General features: G+C 46.1%; 21 protein-coding genes. 10 read left to right on the forward strand and 11 right to left on the reverse strand.

The features are described 5' to 3' along the window. Positions 1-17: 17 nt before the first annotated feature. Positions 18-902 (reverse strand): (2E,6E)-farnesyl diphosphate synthase, encoded by an 885-nt coding sequence (ispA, locus tag BIW15_RS14085; RefSeq protein WP_077281191.1) that lies wholly within the window; start codon positions 900-902, stop codon positions 18-20. A 21-nt stretch (positions 903-923) separates the two neighbouring features. After that, a complete protein-coding gene (gene xseB / locus BIW15_RS14090; protein WP_005381566.1) occupies positions 924-1,166 on the reverse strand; it encodes an exodeoxyribonuclease VII small subunit in 243 nt (80 codons plus the stop codon). A gap of 261 nt (positions 1,167-1,427) precedes the next feature. Here xseB and pomA point away from each other — a divergent pair, with 261 nt between their 5' ends. The 7 genes from pomA (at position 1,428) to rlmM (ending at position 8,441) form a co-directional block, all read left to right on the forward strand. Next, positions 1,428-2,189 (forward strand): flagellar motor protein PomA, encoded by a 762-nt coding sequence (gene pomA, locus BIW15_RS14095; RefSeq protein ID WP_005482965.1) that lies wholly within the window; start codon positions 1,428-1,430, stop codon positions 2,187-2,189. A 15-nt stretch (positions 2,190-2,204) separates the two neighbouring features. Further along, the gene (locus BIW15_RS14100) at positions 2,205-3,152 is read left to right on the forward strand and encodes a flagellar motor protein MotB (RefSeq protein WP_077281192.1); all 948 of its coding nucleotides are present in this window, start codon (positions 2,205-2,207) and stop codon (positions 3,150-3,152) included. A 292-nt stretch (positions 3,153-3,444) separates the two neighbouring features. Next, positions 3,445-4,893 (forward strand): tRNA uracil 4-sulfurtransferase ThiI, encoded by a 1,449-nt coding sequence (gene thiI, locus BIW15_RS14105; protein ID WP_017448801.1) that lies wholly within the window; start codon positions 3,445-3,447, stop codon positions 4,891-4,893. Positions 4,894-5,440: 547 nt separating this feature from the next. Continuing rightward, positions 5,441-6,361 (forward strand): transcriptional regulator GcvA, encoded by a 921-nt coding sequence (locus BIW15_RS14110; protein ID WP_011105705.1) that lies wholly within the window; start codon positions 5,441-5,443, stop codon positions 6,359-6,361. After that, positions 6,342-6,965: an alpha/beta fold hydrolase gene (locus BIW15_RS14115; protein WP_025795273.1), complete on the forward strand. Its 624-nt coding sequence runs from the start codon at positions 6,342-6,344 to the stop codon at positions 6,963-6,965. The genes BIW15_RS14110 and BIW15_RS14115 overlap by 20 nt, the downstream gene beginning before the upstream one ends. Next, positions 6,955-7,353: a DUF423 domain-containing protein gene (locus BIW15_RS14120; protein WP_077281193.1), complete on the forward strand. Its 399-nt coding sequence runs from the start codon at positions 6,955-6,957 to the stop codon at positions 7,351-7,353. Before BIW15_RS14115 ends, BIW15_RS14120 begins: the two co-directional genes overlap by 11 nt. Beyond that, on the forward strand, positions 7,350-8,441 hold the full coding sequence (gene rlmM / locus BIW15_RS14125) for a 23S rRNA (cytidine(2498)-2'-O)-methyltransferase RlmM (protein ID WP_015296337.1): 1,092 nt from the start codon (positions 7,350-7,352) through the stop codon (positions 8,439-8,441). The genes BIW15_RS14120 and rlmM overlap by 4 nt, the downstream gene beginning before the upstream one ends. Positions 8,442-8,532: 91 nt before the next feature. Here rlmM and BIW15_RS14130 read toward each other — a convergent pair whose 3' ends face one another. From BIW15_RS14130 to queF, 6 genes are all read right to left on the reverse strand, one after another. After that, positions 8,533-9,285, reverse strand: coding sequence for a DNA/RNA non-specific endonuclease (locus BIW15_RS14130; protein WP_025499683.1), 753 nt, complete (start codon positions 9,283-9,285; stop codon positions 8,533-8,535). A 193-nt stretch (positions 9,286-9,478) separates the two neighbouring features. Then, positions 9,479-10,261 (reverse strand): flap endonuclease Xni, encoded by a 783-nt coding sequence (gene xni, locus BIW15_RS14135; protein ID WP_005486771.1) that lies wholly within the window; start codon positions 10,259-10,261, stop codon positions 9,479-9,481. A gap of 73 nt (positions 10,262-10,334) precedes the next feature. After that, the gene (ppnN, locus tag BIW15_RS14140) at positions 10,335-11,696 is read right to left on the reverse strand and encodes a nucleotide 5'-monophosphate nucleosidase PpnN (protein ID WP_005496242.1); all 1,362 of its coding nucleotides are present in this window, start codon (positions 11,694-11,696) and stop codon (positions 10,335-10,337) included. 289 nt (positions 11,697-11,985) lie between these two features. Further along, a complete protein-coding gene (locus BIW15_RS14145) occupies positions 11,986-13,551 on the reverse strand; it encodes a diguanylate cyclase (RefSeq protein ID WP_077281194.1) in 1,566 nt (521 codons plus the stop codon). 98 nt (positions 13,552-13,649) lie between these two features. Then, positions 13,650-15,932 carry a hypothetical protein gene (locus BIW15_RS14150; RefSeq protein ID WP_015296341.1) on the reverse strand — a complete coding sequence of 761 codons (2,283 nt, stop codon included), beginning with the start codon at positions 15,930-15,932 and terminating at the stop codon, positions 13,650-13,652. Positions 15,933-16,094: 162 nt separating this feature from the next. Next, entirely contained in the window at positions 16,095-16,940 is an 846-nt protein-coding gene (queF, locus tag BIW15_RS14155; RefSeq protein ID WP_025637005.1) for an NADPH-dependent 7-cyano-7-deazaguanine reductase QueF, read from the reverse strand. Positions 16,941-17,048: 108 nt separating this feature from the next. Here queF and syd point away from each other — a divergent pair, with 108 nt between their 5' ends. Both syd and BIW15_RS14165 read left to right on the forward strand, forming a co-directional pair. Beyond that, positions 17,049-17,594, forward strand: a complete 546-nt coding sequence (gene syd / locus BIW15_RS14160; protein ID WP_077281195.1) for a SecY-interacting protein — start codon at positions 17,049-17,051, stop codon at positions 17,592-17,594. Positions 17,595-17,596: 2 nt separating this feature from the next. Beyond that, positions 17,597-18,373 carry a Zn-ribbon-containing protein gene (locus tag BIW15_RS14165; RefSeq protein ID WP_021487304.1) on the forward strand — a complete coding sequence of 259 codons (777 nt, stop codon included), beginning with the start codon at positions 17,597-17,599 and terminating at the stop codon, positions 18,371-18,373. 104 nt (positions 18,374-18,477) lie between these two features. Here BIW15_RS14165 and BIW15_RS14170 read toward each other — a convergent pair whose 3' ends face one another. Genes BIW15_RS14170 through metN form a run of 3 tightly spaced genes read right to left on the reverse strand, consistent with a single transcriptional unit; the run spans position 18,478 to position 21,021 of the window. Continuing rightward, positions 18,478-19,287 carry a MetQ/NlpA family lipoprotein gene (locus BIW15_RS14170; protein WP_005459159.1) on the reverse strand — a complete coding sequence of 270 codons (810 nt, stop codon included), beginning with the start codon at positions 19,285-19,287 and terminating at the stop codon, positions 18,478-18,480. A gap of 32 nt (positions 19,288-19,319) precedes the next feature. Then, complete coding sequence (locus tag BIW15_RS14175; protein WP_005459160.1) at positions 19,320-19,997, reverse strand: methionine ABC transporter permease; 678 nt, start codon at positions 19,995-19,997, stop codon at positions 19,320-19,322. Next, a complete protein-coding gene (gene metN, locus BIW15_RS14180) occupies positions 19,987-21,021 on the reverse strand; it encodes a methionine ABC transporter ATP-binding protein MetN (RefSeq protein ID WP_005459161.1) in 1,035 nt (344 codons plus the stop codon). Before metN ends, BIW15_RS14175 begins: the two co-directional genes overlap by 11 nt. A 342-nt stretch (positions 21,022-21,363) precedes the next feature. Here metN and gmhB point away from each other — a divergent pair, with 342 nt between their 5' ends. Beyond that, positions 21,364-21,915: a D-glycero-beta-D-manno-heptose 1,7-bisphosphate 7-phosphatase gene (gene gmhB, locus BIW15_RS14190; RefSeq protein ID WP_005459163.1), complete on the forward strand. Its 552-nt coding sequence runs from the start codon at positions 21,364-21,366 to the stop codon at positions 21,913-21,915. Positions 21,916-21,997: the final 82 nt, after the last annotated feature.

Consider the following 21,997-nt stretch of genomic DNA (forward strand, 5'->3'; position numbering starts at 1 on the left):
AATGCGCGCTTATAGTGTTAGTTTTTGCGCTCGATGACGTATCGGGCGAACTCTTCGAGTAACTGAGTATTGTATGGGATAGCTTCCAATGCTTGAAGTGCTTCCTGTAACAGAGTGTGAGCTTTCTCAATGGCTCCCTCTAAACCCAGCAGGGATGGGTAAGTGCTTTTGTTCAGTTCTTGGTCTGAACCTTGAGGTTTACCCAATGTTTCTGTGTCACTAATGATATCAAGAATATCGTCTTGAACCTGAAACGCCAAACCAATTGCTTTTGAATAGCGTTCTAAATGAGGTAAAACCTCGATACCTTTTTCACCAGCGGCCAGAGCACCTAATTTTACCGCACAATCAATCAGAGCTCCGGTTTTTTTACGGTGTATCTCTTCCATTTCTGCAAGAGAAACTTGGCGATTCTCCGCACCCAAATCCAATGCTTGGCCGACACACATGCCGTTCGCACCAGAGGAGTGAGCTAACGCTTTGATCATGTTGACACGTTGGTTTTCTGCGCTTGTGCTCAACGGACCGTCAGCAATGATGGAAAAAGCAAGAGTTTGTAGGGCATCACCGGTTAAAATGGCGGTCGCTTCATCAAATTTGATATGGCAGGTTGGCTGACCTCGGCGCAGATCATCATCATCCATAGCAGGAAGATCGTCATGGATGAGCGAGTAGGCATGAATACACTCGATGGCTGAAGCTGGAGTGTCTAGATCTTCAGGTTTACAGCCGAGCATTTGACCTGTGATGTAAACAAGAAATGGGCGAACGCGTTTGCCGCCTAACAAAAGGCCGTATTTCATTGCTTGAATCAATGGCTGCTCTTGATATGGAAGCTGTTCTAGCCACAAATTCAATTGCTGATTGTTTCTTTCTTGGAAAGACGTCAATGTCTGTTGCATCACATTGCTCACTACTGATGGTTATTCTGAATCTGGTTTGAAGTCGCTAAGAGGGGCTTCGTCATCTTCGCTAAGAAGAATGCTTACGCGCTGTTCTGCGTCGCTCAGTTTGGTTTGGCCAGCACGAGCTAAGGCAATGCCTCGTTCAAATTTACGTAAGGCATCATCTAGGGCAAGATCGCCGTTTTCTAATTGATCAACCAAGCTATCAAGCTCTTCAATGGTTGCTTCGAAGGTCATGTTTTCTGGTTTCTTGACCGCCATCTTTTCTCTGCCTTAATCAAGCCTTGAATAGGATGCACGAAAGTTACCTTAGCCTAGTTACTTGGTCAAATTTAACCTTACATAATTGTCACAAAATTGGCTCTAAACGGGTCTGATTAGACAAACCCCATATTTTAGTTAGGGTTGTTGGCGTTAATTTGTGATCTATTAGCTAAGATTTTCCTAAAAAATCTGTTCTAGTTGTCGATACAAGTAATAATCCGCCTAATGGCAGTATTTAAATAGCGTGAGGAGTGCTTTGTGGATTTAGCAACCCTAATAGGTTTGATCGGTGGTTTTGCCTTCGTCATCATGGCAATGGTGCTAGGTGGCAGTATCGGCATGTTCGTCGACGTTACATCGATCCTTATCGTAGTAGGTGGCTCTGCATTTGTAGTATTGATGAAGTTCACGCTCGGCCAGTTTTTTGGTGCGGCGAAAATTGCAGGCAAGGCATTCATGTTTAAAGCCGATGAGCCAGAAGACCTCATCGCAAAGATTGTTGAAATGGCCGATGCGGCGCGTAAAGGCGGTTTCCTCGCTCTGGAAGAGATGGAAATCAACAACAGCTTTATGCAGAAAGGCATTGACCTTTTGGTGGATGGTCACGATGCGGACGTGGTTCGCGCTGCGTTGCAAAAAGACATTGCCTTGACGGATGAGCGACACACGCAAGGCACGGGTGTTTTCCGAGCGTTTGGTGACGTTGCTCCAGCGATGGGGATGATCGGTACGCTGGTTGGTCTGGTTGCGATGCTTTCGAACATGGATGACCCAAAAGCGATCGGCCCTGCAATGGCGGTAGCCCTTTTAACCACACTTTACGGTGCGGTGTTGTCAAACATGCTGTTCTTCCCAATTGCCGATAAGCTTTCTTTACGCCGAGATCAAGAAACGCTTAACCGCCGTTTGATCATGGACGGCGTACTTGCCATTCAAGATGGTCAAAACCCACGAGTTATCGACAGCTACCTGAAGAACTACCTCAACGAGGGTAAACGTGCTCTTGAGATTGATGAGTAATCGCGGAGATTTTTGATGGATGATGAAGATAACAAATGCGATTGTCCGCCACCCGGTCTCCCGTTGTGGATGGGGACATTCGCGGACTTGATGTCGCTGTTGATGTGCTTCTTCGTACTGCTGCTTTCATTCTCTGAAATGGATGTTTTGAAGTTCAAACAGATTGCTGGTTCGATGAAGTTTGCATTTGGTGTGCAAAACCAACTGGAAGTGAAAGACATTCCTAAAGGCACCAGCATCATCGCACAAGAATTTAGACCAGGCCGTCCTGAGCCGACACCGATTGATGTCATCATGCAACAAACCATGGACATCACTCAGCAGACGTTAGAATTCCACGAAGGTGAGTCTGACCGAGCTGGTGGTACTAAGCGTGATGAAGGCAAGCTGACGGGCGGTCAAGCACCGGAAACCTCGACACAAAGCAATCAGTCCGCAGAGTCAGACATGCAACAGCAGCAGTCTGAAGAGATGTCACAAGAGATGGAAACCTTGATGGAGAGCATCAAGAAGGCGCTCGAACGTGAAATCGAACAAGGCGCGATTGAAGTGGAGAACCTCGGTCAGCAAATCGTTATACGAATGCGAGAGAAAGGCGCATTCCCAGAAGGTTCTGCATTCCTGCAACCGAAGTTCAGACCATTAGTGCGACAGATTGCGGAGCTAGTGAAAGATGTGCCAGGTATTGTCCGAATCTCTGGTCACACGGACAATCAGCGTTTGGATTCTGAGCTGTATCGCTCGAATTGGGACTTGTCATCGCAGCGTGCGGTGTCGGTCGCTCAAGAGATGGAAAAGGTCAGAGGTTTCTCGCATCAGCGTCTTCGTGTGCGAGGTATGGCGGATACCGAGCCTTTGGTGCCGAATGATTCCGATGAAAACCGCGCACTTAACCGTCGTGTTGAAATCAGTATCATGCAAGGTGAACCTTTATACAGTGAAGAAGTGCCCGTTATTCAATAACAAAGCGCGTCTATAAATAGTTCAGAAGATAAAAAGCGAGCAGAGTGCTCGCTTTTTTTGACGATTTCTAGTCGAGAGTCGCTTGTTCTTAAAATCGTAGCATTGCCTGCAAGCCAAGGCATTCTCGCTGCACCTAGCATCTTAAGGTTGTTTGGGTATATAATCTTGCGCCCTAAAAGTGAGCTCATTACATCGTTGAAAACGGCGTGCCTTTCACGCGGATTTCGATTTGATTCTATAGTTATGAGAGTTCACTCATTGTTGATTGCGAAACTAACCTGCGAATTAGACTATGAAATTTATTGTAAAGCCCCATCCAGAAATTTTTGTAAAAAGTGAATCTGTGCGTAAGCGCTTCACAAAGATTTTAGAGTGCAACATTCGTAACATCGTCAAGAGCCGCACGGAATCTGTCGCAGTATTTAACCGTCGTGATCACATTGAAGTGACCTCTGAGAGCAACGAATACCACGCTGAAGTTTTAGAAATCCTGACTCACACGCCAGGCATTCATCACGTTCTAGAAGTGAAGCAATCTGAGTTTAAAGACCTGCACGACATCTACGAGCAGGTGCTGGAACTTAGCCGTCCGCTTATTGAAAATAAAACGTTTGTGGTTCGTGCAAAACGCCGTGGTAAGCATGACTTCACGTCTATCGAGCTTGAACGTTACGTTGGTGGTGGTCTAAACCAAGCAGTAGAAAGCGCACGCGTTAAATTACACAACCCTGATGTGACGGTAAAAGTTGAAGTGTCGGGTGACAAACTTAACCAAGTGTTGGCACGTTACAAAGGTCTAGGTGGCTTCCCTCTAGGTACTCAAGAAGACGTACTAAGCCTGATCTCAGGTGGTTTCGACTCTGGTGTATCAAGCTACCTACACATCAAACGTGGCTCTAAAGTTCACTACTGTTTCTTTAACCTAGGTGGCCCTGCTCATGAAATCGGCGTTAAGCAGGTTTCTCACTACCTATGGAACAAATACGGCTCATCAGCGAAAGTGCGTTTCATCTCTGTTGATTTCGAACCTGTGGTTGCTGAAATTCTTGAGAAAGTAGATGACGGTCAAATGGGCGTCATCTTGAAGCGTATGTTCATGCGCGCTGCTGGCATGATTGCTGAGAAGTTTAAGATTGAAGCGTTGGTAACGGGTGAAGCTCTTGGCCAGGTATCTAGCCAAACGCTAACGAACCTTCGTCACATCGATAATGTTACGGATACGCTGATTCTGCGTCCTCTTATCAACTGGGATAAAGAAGACATCATCAACTTAGCTCGTGAAATCGGTACAGAAGACTTCGCGAAAACCATGCCTGAGTACTGTGGCGTGATCTCTAAGAAGCCAACAGTAAAAGCGGTGAAAGAGAAGCTAGAAGCAGAAGAAGCGAAGTTTGACTTCAGCATTCTAGAGAAAGTGGTTTACGAAGCGCGTCAAATGGACATTCGTGATATCGCAAAAGAATCTGAGCAAGCGGCACCAGAAGTCGAGCAAGTACAAGCGGTAGAAGAACACGCAGTGGTATTGGATATTCGTAGCCCTGATGAGGAAGACGATAACCCACTAGAAATCGCTGGTGTGGATGTGAAACACATTCCGTTCTACAAGCTGGGTACGCAGTTCGGTGACCTAGACCAGTCGAAAACTTACCTACTGTACTGTGACCGTGGCGTAATGAGCCGTCTGCAAGCGCTTTACTTGCAAGAGCAAGGCTTTAACAACGTGAAAGTTTACCGTCCATAGTCACTCAGTAAATAAACACACTTTCGATGGCCGCTAATGGCGGTGATCTGAAGCAGACCCAAAGCGCAAATTGCTGATGTAATTTGCGCTTTTTTGTTTTTGATCGCGCAATAAATAAGCGTAACTCGGCATAATGTTGAGGCTTATCGCAAAGCTATATTGGTTGTGTTGATATAACGATAATTAATCCGAAATACAGATAAAAAGTGATGTTGATGCCAGATTTGAAAGATGGGATTTTCTTTAGATAAAAAAACACCGCCTAAAAAGGCGGTGTAACAAATTTGACAGACAGGTCAAAAATAAATACAGGAAGTATCTGTTTTGTCACAGGGAGTGTGGACAAAACATCATGGTAGAAATCTACCTAACTCGAAATACGAGTTTGCAAACACAACATCGCAACAACGAAGCCAATTGATTTCCAAGGAAATCAAGCCGTTCAGGCTCGTGTTGCGGGGTGAAATATAGAATTTATCTGGCTGTTCGACAACGGACATTTTATAATGTTTCAGATTAAAAAAACTAATCCTATTTGAGGTCCCATATGTCTCGCAGATTGCCTCCTTTAAATTCGCTTCGAGTATTTGAAGCAGCCGCTCGTCATCTCAGCTTTACGCGTGCGGCAGAAGAGTTATTTGTGACTCAAGCCGCAGTGAGTCATCAAATTAAAGCCCTAGAAGAGTTTCTATCTCTAAAACTTTTCCGTCGCCGTAACCGTTCTTTGCTGTTAACAGAAGAAGGGCAAAGTTACTTTCTCGACATCAAAGACATCTTTACCTCGATTGCTGAAGCGACCGATAAGGTATTGGAACGTAGCGAAAAAGGTGCGTTGACCATCAGCTTGCCACCGAGCTTTGCCATTCAGTGGTTGGTGCCTCGTTTGGCGGACTTTAATGCCCAAGAGCCAGACATCGATGTACGCATCAAAGCTGTGGATATGGATGAAGGTTCACTGACTGATGATGTAGATGTAGCGATCTACTACGGCCGTGGGAACTGGCCGGGTTTGCGAGCGGATAAACTGTACCAAGAGTTTCTGATCCCACTTTGTTCACCTTCGTTACTTTTAGGTAACAAACCATTAGAATCTCTAAGTGACCTCAAATTACACACTTTGTTACATGATACTTCGCGTAAAGATTGGAAGCAGTTCGCTCGTCATTACAACATCGAAGGCATTAACGTGAATCACGGCCCGATTTTCAGCCACTCGACTATGGTGCTGCAGGCTGCTGCACACGGACAAGGCGTAGCATTGGGCAACAACGTGTTAGCGAAACCAGAAATGGAAGCGGGACGGCTGATTGCGCCGTTTGATGAGGTGCTTATCTCCAAAAATGCCTTCTATGTGGTGTGCCATGAGCAGCAGGCAGACATGGGACGCATCGCGACATTTAGAGATTGGATGCTGGCAACGGCGAGAAAAGAACAAGAGGAAGTATTGGATGAGCCAGTGGATAGTTGAGGGGCCTGAAAACGGGCCGCTGTTTGTTTTTGCTCACGGCGCAGGGGCGGGGATGGAGCATGACTTCATGACTGCTGTCGCCAAAGGATTAGTTGAGCAAGGCATTCGTGTGGTGCGTTTTAATTTCCCTTACATGGTGAAACGTTCGGAAGATGGCAAAAAGCGTCCGCCCGATCGCGCACCAAAGTTGCTCGAAGCATACAGCGAAGTGATCGCTCACTTTGCTTCTTCTCCCGTGGTCATTGGTGGCAAGTCGATGGGAGGGAGAATGGCGAGTTTACTCGCAGAGCACGAGCTGGTGGCGGGCATTGCCTGTTTAGGCTTTCCATTTCACCCTCCGGGTAAGCCAGAAAAATTCAAAGGTGATCATCTTGCAAGCATCGACAAGCCCACTCTGATTCTTCAAGGTGAGCGAGATACTTTTGGTAAGCGTGAAGAGTTTGATGAGTTTGTGTTTTCTAAGCAAGTGAAAGTGAGCTTCTTACCTGATGGCGATCATAGCTTTAAGCCGCGCAAGAGCTCGGGACATACCGAAGCGGGCAATATTGCACTTGCAGTAGAGCAACTGTCAGCATTCATCAATGAGGTGTACAGTGAAAAGTAAGTGGTTACTCTTTTTTACGGGACTTTCGGGACTAGTTTCTGTTGCACTAGGCGCTTTCGCAGCGCACGGCCTAAAAGCCAAGCTTGCGCCTTATTTGCTTGGCGTGTTTGAGACGGGTGTGTTGTATCAGTTCATCCACACCTTAGCGGTTGCATTTTGTGCCATTTTGCTTCTGCTCAATTTGGGACAAAAAGCACAAAAATATTTTTTCATCGCGGCGATTTGCTTTATCATCGGCATCTTTTGTTTTAGCGGCAGTCTTTACGCGCTGGCGCTGACGGGCATTAAATGGTTTGGACCCATCACTCCAATGGGAGGATTCATGTTCATGATCGGCTGGTGTCTGTTCTTTTTTGCTGCGTTTAATATCAAAGAGGTCTCCAAGTGAAACAACTAATGCTCTATTGCCGTGCTGGCTTTGAGAAAGAGTGTGCTGGTGAAATTCAGGACAAAGCGACACAGTTGGAAGTGTATGGCTTCCCTCGTGTGAAGAAAAACTCAGGTTATGTTGTCTTCGAGTGTTACCAAGATGGAGACGCAGAGAAGCTAGTTAAAGGTTTAGACTTTAGTTCATTGATTTTTGCGCGTCAGATGTTTGCTGTAGCGGCTGAGTTTGAAGCGCTGCCAAGTGAAGACCGCATCAGCCCAATTCTGGCTGAGCTGTCAGAGTTTGAATCGTTCCCACGTTGTGGCGATCTACGTATCGAAACGCCAGATACGAACGAAGCAAAAGAGCTATTGAAGTTCTGCCGCAAGTTCACTGTACCAATGCGCCAAGCGTTGCGTGGTAAAGGTTTGATGTGGAATAAAGACAACGCGAAGAAGCCAGTGCTGCACATCTGTTTTGTCGCACCGGGTCATTGTTATGTGGGTTACTCACTACCAGGCAACAACTCGCAGTTCTTTATGGGTATCCCTCGCTTGAAATTCCCAGCAGACGCACCAAGCCGTTCAACGCTAAAACTGGAAGAAGCTTTCCACGTATTTATTCCGCGAGATGAGTGGGATGAGCGTTTAGCGCCAGGCATGTGGGGCGTTGACTTAGGTGCATGTCCAGGTGGTTGGACGTACCAATTAGTGAAGCGTTCTATGTTCGTTCATTGTGTTGATAATGGCATGATGGCAGACAGCTTGATGGAAACGGGTCAGATTAAGCACCACATGGTGGATGGCTTTAAGTTTGAACCAGACCGTAAGAACGTGACTTGGATTGTGTGTGATATGGTTGAGAAACCAGCTCGCGTGGCACATCTTATGGGCCAATGGCTGCTTAAAGGTTGGGCGAAAGAAGCCATCTTTAACCTGAAATTGCCAATGAAAGGTCGTTACGATGAAGTACTGCAAGATCTTGAAAATCTAAAAATGTTCTTGATTGAGAACAAGGTGAAATTCAAGCTGCAAGCGAAGCATCTGTATCATGACCGTGAAGAGATCACGATTCACATTCAGTGTCTATCTAATATCTCTCCGCACTAAGTTATCGTTTCTATGTGGTTGAACATTATCAAAAAGGCGCCTACTTCAGGCGCTTTTTTATTGCGGTTTAGGAATCGCGACAGTCACTCAATTACTGGTTGGTTGGCCACATCTCTTCCCATTTTACTGATTCCATGTTGTCTTCGATGTTATCTGGCGTTTGAGCAAAAAAGTCTAATCCAGTTTGACGTTCAACTTCGTCAATGGTGGTAATAAAGTTGGCTAACTCAGAGCTTGAAACATCACGATGCGGGACAATGAACGCAATGGCTTCATCAAAGCTTGGATCAAGAATGACTTTGTAAAATGCGCTCGGGATCGCCACACCATTACCGATTGTTCCTTCATTACCTTGGTAAATCGGTCCGGTCACCACATAAAGCTCATTGTACTCATTGGCGAGATCACGAACATGTTCCTCTAGAACGCGCCAACCAACGCGGTTAAACCCCGGCAGTTGAGGCGACATGTTGCTCATCAAAAAGCTTTGCTTCATTGACTCTTGGGTGAAATCCATTGTCGCTGACGGCGCAAGGTGCCCTCTGTCGTATCCTGAGCCTTTGTAGTCCGCTAAGGTAGAGCGTGCGTAATCCGGCATTTCAGTGTCTTCTTGGAAGGCGTTACTGCGTTTGTTGGTGATGTTCACGCTTTCTGCGGTAATGTGGTAAGCAACCCAGTCTGCATTTTTGGTGTTGTAGTTGTACCCAACCGCATAGCCATCTCGGCAAAGGAACTGATCGCTGTTGCTTGAAGGTATGCCTTTATCAAGGTGTTGACCACAAGTTTCAGCAAGAGTAGGGAAGGATAAGAGTGTGACTAAAGATACTAAGATGATGTTTTTCATTATTTTTCTCCGTTATTAAGAGATTTAAAAATAATGAAATTACTCACTAAGACTGTGAATTAGCTTATAAACTAATCAGTATCTTGTAGGTTAATGATGAGGCAAATATCATTGCCGTGAATGTAAAGGGTTACACAACAGATTTTATAAACGTGTTGTCTAACCCAAAACTTACAGCGTAAAAGAGATGTACTTACTCGGCTTTATTTGGTCCGGTAAAGCGAATGTCTTGCAGGTTAAAGCCGAGATCGATATCGCATTTCAACGCCGCTACTCGTTTACATAGACGTGCAGACTCAATGTGTTCATCCAGCTTCTTGCGATATTTCGGTGCAAGTTCATCGCTGGCGTAGGCTGCTTCAATGTCTTCAAATTGAGTTAGGATCTCTTTGGCGGCTTTCGGTCCAATGCCCGGAACGCCTGGCACTTGGCTTGAACTAATGCCAGTTAACCCCCAATAATCAGCGAGTTGGCTTGGCTTTACGCCAAACTCTTTCTCAATAAACGGTTCATCCAACCAACGGTGTTGAAAGTAATCGCGAATTTGCAGCGTCGGTGAAAGTAACTGGCAGTAGCCTTTGTCGGTTGAAACGATCGTTACTTTCTCGCCGTGGCTTGCCACTTTGGTCGCCAGTGTCGCAACTAAATCGTCCGCCTCATCGCCTTCTGATAGCAGTGAATCAATACCTTGCTCCCACCATGCTTGTTGGATGGCATCCAAGCCTTGCATCAGCGGCTCTGGCATCGGTTTGCGATTTTGCTTGTAGTCAGGAAGGATTTCAGCGCGCCAACCTCTATCTTGTTCATGGTGATCAAACACCGCGATGATATGTGTTGGTTTCGCTTCGGAAAGAATACGCGTAAGGGTTCGCTGAGTCGTCGTGATGGTTCTTGCGATGTCAGTTGGATCCGGTTGTGCAGAGTGCACACGGCGAATCAAGTTGAGGGCATCAATAATAACAAGATGAATAGACATAATGACTTAGCAATAAAAAAGGGGCGTAATGCCCCTAGTGTAACGAATGCAAGCCAGACTATCGACCACCAATTTATGGATGGGCAATTCGATAGCATGGTTCGTAATCAGAACCGCCTGGCAATTTCATTCGATGCTGTTCAACGAAGTCTTGCAGTAGCTTGTCGAGCTTCTTCATCAGTACAGGATCGCCATGAATGGAAAATGGACCTTTGCATTCTATTTCACGAATGCCCTCGGCTTTGACGTTACCTGCCACAATACCAGAGAAGGCTTTGCGTAAGTTAGCCGCCAGAACCTGAGGTTCTTGATCTAAGTTCAAATTCAACCCTTCCATTGATGTATGCGTTGGGTCAAATGGCAGTTGGAAATCCGGTTCGATTTTCAATGACCAGTTGAAGCTGTAAGCATCGCCTTTTTCTTTACGGTGAAGGCGTACATCTTCCATCGAGCGCTTCATGATACGTGCAACTTCGGCAGGATCATCAATGACGATTTGGTAGTGTTTTTGACCTTCTTCACCTAAGGTATCGCGAATAAACGCGTCGATAGAACGGAAGTATTCTTCGCTCTCTTTTGGTCCGGTTAACACAATCGGCATCGGCTGATCAGCATTGTCTGGATGCATCATGATACCAAGAATGTACAGCAACTCTTCGGCAGTACCCGGACCACCCGGGAAGATCACAATACCATGCGCCATACGAACAAACGCTTCTAAACGTTTTTCGATGTCCGGCATGATGATCAGCTCGTTGACGATTGGGTTTGGCGGCTCAGCGGCAATGATTGAAGGCTCCGTCAAGCCAAGGTAGCGTTGCTCGGTGTAACGCTGTTTAGCGTGACCGATTGCCGCTCCTTTCATCGGGCCTTCCATCGCACCAGGTCCACAACCCGTACAGATATTAAGTTCACGTAAGCCAAGCTCGTTACCCACTTCGCGCGTGTATTGGTATTCAACGCCATTGATTGAATGGCCGCCCCAACAGACGACGAGATTTGGTTCAATACCGGGAGTGAGCGCGCCTGCGTTACGCAAAATACCAAACACAAGGTTGGTAATATGCGTTGGGTTAGTGAGATTGAGGCGCTGACTGTCAGCCAAGTGCATGTTCACGTAAACGATGTCACGCAGTACAGAGAATAAGTGTTCTTGAATGCCTTTAATGATCTCTCCATCGACAAACGCATGCTCTGGTGGGTCGGTCAGCTCTAGCTTAATGCCACGCTCGCGGCGCACTACATTCACATCAAACGATTGGTGTTTATCGAGAAGCTCTTTGGAGTTATCTGTGTGGCTACCAGAGTTCAATACCGCTAACGTACAGTTACGATAAAGCTGGTAAAGATCACTCGAAGCGGTTTTCTTTAAGCGTTCAACTTCCAGTTGGGATAGCAAGTCCATGCTACCTGCGGGGCTTATATGGGTAATCATAACGCCTCCTTGTGTTGCATTATTTTGAGGGATAGTTCCAACGCATCTTACTTAGTTGTACGTGTCGTTTTACTCAGATGGCTGGAGGGTTTGGTTTTATGGTTATCGAGTCCCAAGCAACCTCAAGATGCCATATTCGTCATGAATGAATACATCATCTTGAAGTGACTTGGGTTTTAACAGCTTAGCAGACTGAAAGGGGATAAATGTGATAACTCGTTGAAAATGGGAGGTTATGAGCGTTTGAGAGGGGGTGAAAGTGTTTGTTTGCTTGTTTTTTGAACGGTTTTTAGTTCCAGTTTAGCTGGTTTGTGCCCCGTTTTTTAGCGTCAGTGAGCATTTGCCCAAGGCGATCGAGCACATATTCTGGTGCGTCTGATTCCTTAAATGAAGTAGAGACGGCTGTCAGAGTAATTATGATGTTTTGCTCGCGGAACTTAAACGGCAGCTGACAGATATCGCGCTGAATATTCTTCATCAGTTCTAAAGTGTATTCTTCATTTTGTTCTGGGATCAGCAGAATAAACTCTTCACCGCCAAAGCGAGCGACGGTTTCGGTATCAGACACGCGCTTATTGATGGCTCGAGCGATGATCTTCAGCGCTTTATCACCAGCGGTATAACCATAACTGTCGTTTACGGCTTTGAAGTTATCGACATCAAACAGTACCACTCGTAGATTTTGTTGAGAGCGAATCCAACGACGGTATTCGAGCTCAAGACGATCGTTAAATGCTGTTCGGTTGTAAACCTTCGTGAGTGGATCAAGCAACATTCGCTGTGTCTGGTCGTCTAAGCGGCGGCGGTAATCTTGTGTGGTTTCAAACACCGCTTCAAGCTGATTTTTGCTGTAGCTTAAACGCTCTTGCAGGGCCTGTTCTCTCTCTTCCGTCATCTTGAGGCGCTCGGTTAACGAGGCCATTTTGGCTAGCAATGGAGCGACTTCTTGTTTGAGTTCTGCTAAATCCTGAGCTTGGTCGAGAGATTGTTGGCTGAGTTCAACCAAACCATTCATTTCCGCATTCAGCTCTTGGCGATGCTCAAAATAAGTATGGTGTTGATCGACGTTTTGATGGACGGTTTTGAGGTTACTCGCCAGAGCAGAGTTTAACTGATCGAGAAATTGGCTTGATGCTTTGCGCTCAAACTTAGTCGCTTCGACGACTAACTTTAGAGTGCTTAACGTCAGCTCGATTAAGGATTCTGCATTCACGCCAAGCAACAGTTTTGCACGAATATCAAGCAGTCTCTCGCCACATTCGCCTTCAAAATCAAGTTCTGTAATCGTATGTTGTAGATCGACGGCGAGGCATTCTAGTTGAGATTTGTCTGGGTTGTTTTCGAATTCGCTGAGTTGTAAACGCGAGTTCGAAGTGATGATTTTAATCGCGCGTTCGTAGATGCTCAGTAGACGGGTAGCTTGATCGACTTTCTTCCCTGCGTGTACTTCCGAGAAGCTCATTAAGTTGCGCAGTTCGCGTTTTAACTGCGCTGGCAAACCCGTAACACGTTGGAGTGTTTCACCGCTGTGTTTGATTTGTTCATCGAGGTAGCCGTTCTGTTTATCCATCGTTTTCGACTGCTGTTTGAGCATTCTTTCAAGTACCGCCAAGCGCGGGATCAGAGTGCTGATGTCTTTTTGATGTTGCAGCTCTTGCTGAATTTCAAACAGATAGTTAGCAACTTGGGTGTTTGAGCCTTGGCAAGCAGACGACAAAGATGCCACAACGCGCTTGAGAACTTGTTGTTCTCGCTTAAATTTGAGCGAAGTATCACGATGTGTCAGCCTGAGTTGGTCAAGTTGACAACTCAGCTGATGAAGCTGCGACTGAATATCGGATTCCAAGATTCCCATGAAACGACTACGGTTAAGTCCATGTACTACTGACAATTAACTGATAATAACAAAAAACTTTATAGCGTCATTAGTTATTACGCTTAACCGATGGTTAATTATCCATTTTTTAATATTTTCTTGATGTCGTCCTCATTCTTGTAAGAGGAGTGGATCTTGATCAGGCCTTGGTTGATGGCGTGTTGGCAAGCGGTTCTTATGTTACCGGTTGCAAAGCTCGCTGCTGGCGCGTTGTCTATGGCTTTCAAAAATACCCAATGACTTTGTTTATCTTTGAGGCTAACTTCGCGTGCAATGTGCGTCGCAAGTAGCAGTAAGTCGAGCAGCTCTTCGTCATTGATAGCGGTGTAAGCTCGAGGCAAGAACGGGTAGTCGCTGATGCCCATACGAATGATGCGATTGACGTTATGCTGAGTCGCAAATTCGTCTACCCACGCTTGGAATTTTTCAAACATGACTTCGGCAGAGGCGTCGCGGTCTGCGTTAGGTTCGATGTAGAGTAAGTTTGCATCCGAGAAGTGGTACAAACGTGCCGGTTTTTCGATGCGCTCTGCTAGGTATTCTCCGAATGCGCGTTCTAATTCCAAGCCCGCTTTGTAACCATTTTGAACGTACATGCTGCGTAAGAACGGTAGGTCGATCATCACAAAACGTAGTCGGTCGTTGAGCGGTTCATGGATAAGTTCACCCATTTGCCACTGTTCAAAAGTGTCACGCGATTTTTTCAGTGAGCGAGACAACTTCACGTTCAGCATGCGCAGATTACGTAAGCGAGAGCGGGAATGGGTAAAGAGGTCGTTACGAAGTTTCTCGATTTCACCCGCTTGGCGCTGCATGATCACGCCGCGGCGCATAATGAACAAAAACATAACCAGAACGGTGATGAATAGGGCAAAGGAAATTTTCTGGAACTTACGATGTTCCATTTCCACCTGCTCTAGACGCTCTGATTGACCGACATAGTGAATGGTCTGTTCCGCAAACTCTTTTTGCTGACGGAACGCATCTTCACTAATTTGGTTGAGTTGTTTTTGCTCCAAACGCACTAAGCTGGTGTATTTTTTGTACGCTTGCAGTGACAGTTGATATTCGCCCGCCTGTTCGTAACCCAAGCCCAACAAACGGTAAGATTGCTGCTTGATGAAGTTTTTGTTTTCCGGCGCTTTTTCGACAAGCTCTAAGGCTTTCTTCGCGTTTTCAATTACTTTTTTGCTGTCGTTCTGATGATAAGCGAGACCAGACTGAAGTAGGGCGGCTTTCGCTTCAAGCTGAGGGATATCCGCGTATTCCAGTAACTCTGTCGCACGTTCCAGATATTGCTCTGCAAGTGCGTAGTTGTAGAGTTGCAGGTAAGTCGCAGCCAAGCTCAACCGAATCTTAATGGTGCGATTGATATTACGACTGGTGCTTTCGTGATCCAGTACGTTGAAGTAGTGCACCAAAGCAAGATTGAACTTGCCTTGATAAAAATAGATGTCGCCCATTTGTTCAAGCACATCGGCCAAAATAGGGGAGCTTGGGTAAGAGTCGTAGAAATCTGCAGCCTGAGACAGATATTCAATGGCTTTGTCGTACACACGACGCTCTTGGAAAAGTCTCGCCAGCAAGCGGTTTACTTTAGCAAGGCGAGTACCGCTGTCACTTTCTATGGACTGCCAATAACCGTAAAGCAGTTCTGAAAGCGCAAGGTTGTATTTTTTACTGTTAAGGTAAAACTCACCAACAGAAGTGTAGTAATCAATTAAGGCCAAATCGGAACGACTGTCCTCAAGCATGCTTTTCGCTTGAGCATACAAACGCTCTGCGCCAACGTTATCGCCACGATGAGCCGCTAGCAGGGCTCGTTGCATCACTAGACGATAACGGACGCTGTCTGTACGTTGAAGTACAGAGTCGGCTTCGTCGAGCTGTTTTTCAATTTGATTGAGGGTGTCTTCGGCTGCTGAATAGTTGTGGTCGTACATCCAAATCATTTGGTTGCGCATGAGTTGCACATCCAAAGTCATGTAAGGCAGTTGGTATTCTTTCGCGAGCTTTTCTGCTTCATTGAGGTTATCGATCGCTGAGCGGACATTGCCCATCGTATAGTCGGCTTGCGCAATGATCTTGTGTGCTTCGATGGTGCTGGCTGGGGTACGAATGCTGCGATCGGTCTCTTCTCGAGACATCGCAGAAGGGCTGCCGCTTTCTTTACGTTCGGTCAGTTCGCGTTGCGATAAGTAGTTTTTGGCTGCTTGCTTTGCTTGAGCTGGCTCTATCTCAGCCAGTTGTTGTGCTTCGTTAAGCAAAGCAGAAGATAAAATGGTCGCGTGGAGTGGCTGTGCCAAGAGTAGACAAAAAAAGCCTATTAATTTAATTAGACGCGAACTGTCCCAAAACATTCTTTTCGTTCCCTCGAACTGTTTTAGATAGCGGATAAACCCAAATGACTTCAACTTGCTTTTTATAGCCGGTTGAAGTCGTTTGGTATAGTAACATGCTTGGGCAATAAAAACGCCCGGCAATCCTCTTGATTGCCGAACTTATTTCTGCCTATCACGCTATTATTGACGAGCCATGCGATGATTATGAGCTGGCTTATCTTGTTCTGTCGAACGGTAAGGGTTGATATCCAAGCCGCCACGACGAGTGTAACGCGCAAACACCGTCAATTTGTTTGGTTGGCAGTATTTCATCAGGTCAGTGAAAATACGTTCTACACATTGCTCATGGAACTCGTTGTGTTCACGGAAAGACACCAAATAGCGCAGCAACTTCTCACGATCGATCTTGGCACCTTGGTAGCGAATTTCAACGCTGCCCCAGTCTGGCTGGTTGGTGATCAAACAGTTCGATTTCAATAGGTGGCTATGCAACACTTCTTCCACTTGATCTTCGCCAGCAGCACCTGTTAGCAAATCAGCATCAAAATCGTAGCTGTTGATTTCAATGTCTTGGTCGTCAATGCATTCGCCTTCCATTGTCACGATAGGTTGGTTGGTGTAGTGACCTACAGGGTTCACTTCGACCAATACCTTTTCGCCCGCGCATGCGGATAGGTCTTGCGTTAAACGCTCTGCTACTTCTTCCCAACTCGCGAAACGGGTTTGGTTATAGCTGTTTAGGTAGAGCTTAAATGACTTCGACTCAATTAAGTTTGCACTGGTTGCAGGAATGTACACTTCACCAACGGCCACTTGAGGCAAGCCTCTGCTGTTTAGCCAAGACAGTTCGTACAGAGTCCAAATGTCATGTCCCAAGAAAGGTAAGGTGTCGCCTAGTTCAAGGTCATCACGGTTTAGGCTGCGAGGTACAGGTTGCAGTAGGCTTGCATCGTACTGGTTAGCGTACTCAGTCTTTTTGCCCAGCGTCAGGCCAGCAAGCTCTTTAGCGTCAGAATATTTGCTCATACTTTGTGGTCGTTTTCGATTAGAATGGCGAGAATTTTACTGAATCCGCTGATTAATTGCTATCCGGCAAATTCTGCTATCTGACAAATAAGGAATGAGGAGACCTTCATGACCCAAACCGTTACTCAGGCGCTACAAGACTTCAGCCTGCGCTACCAACAAGCTTGGCAAAATAAGAATAATGAATTGCCTCGCAATGAGGAGCTTGCTGATTTTGTTTCTCCATGTGTCGAAGAGAAGTGTGACGGCGCGGTATTGTGGAAAGCATTCCCGCGAGAAGAGATGGCGGATTTTACTAACGTTGAAAATGCGATTGAGTTGACGCTGCATGAAGACATTAAAGCGTTTTATGGATCTCAATACAGTGCGGATATGGACGCAACGTGGCAGACGAATCCTCTGACATTGCTTCAAGTTTGGAGTGATGACGATTTTGTTCGCTTACAAGAGAACATTTTGGGTCACTTGGTGACACAGCGTCGTCTAAAGCTAAAGCCGACGGTGTTTATTGCAGCGACGGATGCAGAATTGGACGTGATTTCAATTTGTAACTTAACGGGCAATGTGATTTTAGAGCGTTTAGGAACAGATAAGCGCGAAGTGCTCGCAGAGAATGTTGTGGAGTTTTTGGCCAAAATTGAGGCTGCGGTGTAAGCATGTACGTTGTTGAGTTGCAATTTGAGTGTTTTGATAACACCACCGTCAGTGCGGTAGATAAAGCCATTAACGGTTTGATGGATGCGTTACGTTACAACGGCCAAGTGCTAGGTCGTGAATTCCCGATAGTGATGGGTGACGGCGAATTTTTTGTGCGCGTGGTTTGCCCGGAGCAAGACAGTTTGCATCCGCGTTATCATTCAGATTTCGTTAAAGTGTGCATGAATCGTTTGTCGGATGCGTCTTTGCTTGCGCCGAAAATGCGTATGCTTGGTCGTGATTTAAATTCAGAACAAGCGGCCGAAGACGAAGCGCCAAATTGGCAAGTGCTCTACACAACGTATGTGCACACGTGCTCGCCACTGCGCAGTGGTGAAACTTTGTTGCCAATTCCACTGTATCGTAATGATCCGACACTCAACGGCGATCATAAAGCGGTCATCAAATGGCAGACGGAATGGCAAGCGTGCGATGAAATCCAAATGGCGGGCGGGTGCCGCGCGGAGCATGCGGCGCTGCACGAGATTTGCGACGTAGACAGTGTGTTGTTCCGCCGCGGTTGGGATTTGCGTGGTCGTATCGAATACATCACCAAGATTCCAACTTACTATTATCAGTATCGTGTGGGCGGTCAGTCGTTGGAGAGCGAGAAAGCACGTAAGTGTCCGAAGTGTGGTGGAGAATGGCTGCTTGATGAGCCATTACATGACATCTTCTATTTTAAGTGCGACTCGTGCCGAATTGTTTCGAACATCTCTTGGGATCATATTAAATAGGTTCTCACCTGACCTAACTTGATAGATTGAGAAAGACTAAAAAGGGCTGATGTTTTCACATCAGCCCTTTTGTTTTCGAATAGTTCGGTTTTAGAAAAGCGGGATTACCAACCTTTCACTACGCCGCCTTTGAATAGTTTTTTCGCTGCTTCGTAAACTTCTTCAGTTTGGTAAGCTTTTACGAAGTTTTGTACGTTTTGAGCATTAACGTTCTCTTCACGCGCTACGATTAGGTTTACGTATGGAGATTCTTTATCTTCAACAAACACACCGTCACGCTCTGGAGACAGGTCGATAGAGCTTGCGTAAGTGGTGTTAATGATAGACAGCGTTACGTCATCCAGAGAACGAGGAAGTTGCGGTGCTTCTAGCTCAATGATTTCAATGTTCTTAGGATTGCCTACGATGTCACGTACTGTAGCGAGTAGGCCAACGCCATCACGTAGCGTAATCAAACCTTGTTGCTCAAGAAGCAGTAGTGAGCGACCTAGGTTGGTTGGATCGTTTGGAACCGCGATGCGTGCGCCATCTTGAATTTCATCCACAGATTTTACTTGCTTTGAGTACCCTGCGATTGGGTAAACAAACGAGTTACCTGCGATAGCCAGTTTGTAGCCGCGATCTTTAACCTGTTGATCTAGGTAAGGTTTGTGTTGGAAAGCGTTCGCGTCTACAGAGCCGTCATCTAGCGCAGCGTTTGGTGTTACGTAGTCCGTGAACGTAACCAGTTCAACGTCTAGGTTGTACTTTTCTTTCGCTACTTTTGCCGCTACTTCAGCAACTTGCGCTTCAGCACCTGCAATTACGCCAACTTTTACCTTGTTTACGTCCACTTCTTTATCGCCACAACCCGCTAGAACAAGAGCAGAAGCAGCAGTTGCTACAGTCAAAAGACCTTTAAGGCTAAATTTCATGTTTATCTCCTTATAATATGTATTTTCAATGCTTATCGGTGGTCTACACGGCGCACCACTGCGTCACCGATAGACTGAATAATTTGTACTAGAACAATCAACATCACAACGGTTACTGCCATGATAGTAATGTCGTAACGGTGGAAGCCGTATCGGATGGCTACGTCACCGAGGCCGCCGCCGCCAACCGTTCCTGCCATCGCAGAGTAGCTCACTAATGTCACTAGAGTAATCGTCACTGAGTTAACAATAGTCGGCATTGCTTCTGGTAGGAGAACTTTTGTGATGATTTGCGTTGGTGTTGCGCCCATGGATTGCGCAGCCTCAACCAAGCCAGTTGGTACTTCCAGCAATGCCCCTTCAATGAGACGAGCGACAAACGGAATCGCACCAATAGTCAGCGGAACGATTGCCGCAGTTGTACCAATGAAAGTGCCCACTAACATTTTAGTCACCGGAATGATCGCAACCATCAAAACAAGGAAAGGAACTGAGCGCCCAACGTTAACCACTGCACCAAGAATTCCGTTCAGTTTGGTGTTTTCTAGCAAGCCGCCTTTCTTAGTAATATGCAGAATCACTCCCAACGGAATGCCGACCGCAAAACCCACTACGCCAGCAACTGCGACCATGTAGATGGTTTCCCACGTAGCACCTAAAAGTAGTTTGCTGTTTAAACTTAGCCATTCAAAAATCGTATTAAAGGACATAACCAAGTACCTCTACTTTTACGTTGTGCTCGCGCAGATATTCAATTGCTGCACTGTCGTCTTGTTCATTACCAAACAGCTCTGCGACCATCATGCCGAACTTCACGCCGCCGGCGTAATCAAGATCGGAACTCAGAATGCTGACGTCGATGTTGTACTTACGCGAAATCTGCGACATCAACGGTGCATCTACGGTTGCGCCAGTAAATTCCATACGGACAAGAGGGTAGCTGCCTTCAACTCGATTTGGTTGCAAACGCGCTTGGTAATCTTCTGGAATGGAAAGATCCAATGTGGAACGAATGAACTCGTGAGCCAGTTCCGTTTTCGGGTGCGCAAAAATATCGCCAACCGTGCCTTTCTCAACCAATTCACCACCACCGATGATCGCCACTTCGTGACAGATGCTTTTTACCACTTCCATTTCGTGGGTGATCAGTAGAATCGTGATGTTGAGTTTGCGGTTGATCTCTTTTAATAGCTCAAGGATGGATTGAGTCGTTGCAGGATCCAATGCGCTGGTGGCTTCGTCACACAACAGTACGCTTGGGTCGGATGCCAATGCGCGAGCAATAGCCACACGTTGTTTTTGACCGCCACTTAGGTTGGACGGATAGCTTTCGTGCTTGTCCGCTAAGCCAACGAGCTTTAGCAGCTCAGTCACTTTTGTTGTGATTTGCGATTTGTCTTTGCCAGCCAGTTCCAGTGGTAGAGCCACGTTATCAAACACAGTACGAGACGAAAGCAGATTAAAGTGCTGGAAGATCATGCCAATGTTGCGGCGCGTTTCGACCAACTGCTTTTTGCTGAGTGTTGTTAAATCAACGCCATCAACGATGATGGAGCCAGAGCTTGGTGCTTCTAGCATGTTTACACAGCGGATCAGCGTACTTTTACCAGCGCCTGATGAACCGATAACACCGAAGATGGTGCCCTTGGCGATGTGTAGGTTAATGTCTTTCAGGGCAAGGATTTCCTTACTGCCTTGGTAGAACACTTTATTGACGTTTTTTATTTCTATCATGTTTCAACCTGCCCAGAGATAAGGGGAACTTCGCTGTCAAAAACGGCCTTTGACAGAACTTAATTTTGAGCTTTATCTCAATTCTCAGTTGATGCTATGGGTTAACCAGAATGAAGTCAATAGATATTTTTACGTCTAGACGTCTAAATGTATGGATGTTCTGTTTTGGAAAGAAAGAGGCGTAGATAACAACAAGAAGATGAGCGGAGGGGCACCCTCAGATTTACCGATTCTTGCCCAACAAATCAACCGTTTTGTCGAGGCCTAGAACGAATTAGATAGTGTTGAAGTTTATAAGGTATGTAATAATCTGATTAAACCGAGTTAATAGAGAAATACGTTTTGGCAAAACCTGCTGTTTTTATCGATCGTGACGGCGTGATCAACGTTGACCACGGCTACGTTCATGACGAACATGATTTTGAGTACATTGACGGTGTGTTTGAAGCGACAAAAGCGCTGAAAGATAAAGGTTACCTGTTGGTGCTTGTAACGAATCAATCGGGCATCGCGCGCGGTAAATTCAGTGAAGACCGTTTCTTGTCTCTGACACAATGGATGGACTGGAACTTCGTTGATAATGGCGTTGAGTTTGATGGTTTTTACTATTGTCCACATCATCCTGAGCATGGCATCGGTGACTACAAGCAAGATTGTGATTGCCGCAAACCTAAACCTGGTATGTTTATCTCTGCTCGCGACTTCTTGAAAATCGACATGGAAAAATCTGTGATGATTGGTGATAAAGCCGAAGACATGATGGCAGCAGAAGCCGCAGGTGTTGGCACTAAGATTCTGGTTCGCACAGGTAAGCCAATCACCGAGCAAGGTGAAGCATTAGCTACAGTAGTGCTCGATAGCATCGCAGATGTGCCAGCGTATTTACAAAAATAACACCACAATTTGCATGTTTAAGGGAAGCGTTTGCTTCCCTTTTCTTTTATTGCTGTTAAAGTTCAGTCACCTAAGCATTCAT

Origin of the sequence: Vibrio sp. SALL6 (genome assembly GCF_002002385.1) — a bacterium.
Classification (GTDB): Bacteria; Pseudomonadota; Gammaproteobacteria; order Enterobacterales; family Vibrionaceae; genus Vibrio; species Vibrio parahaemolyticus.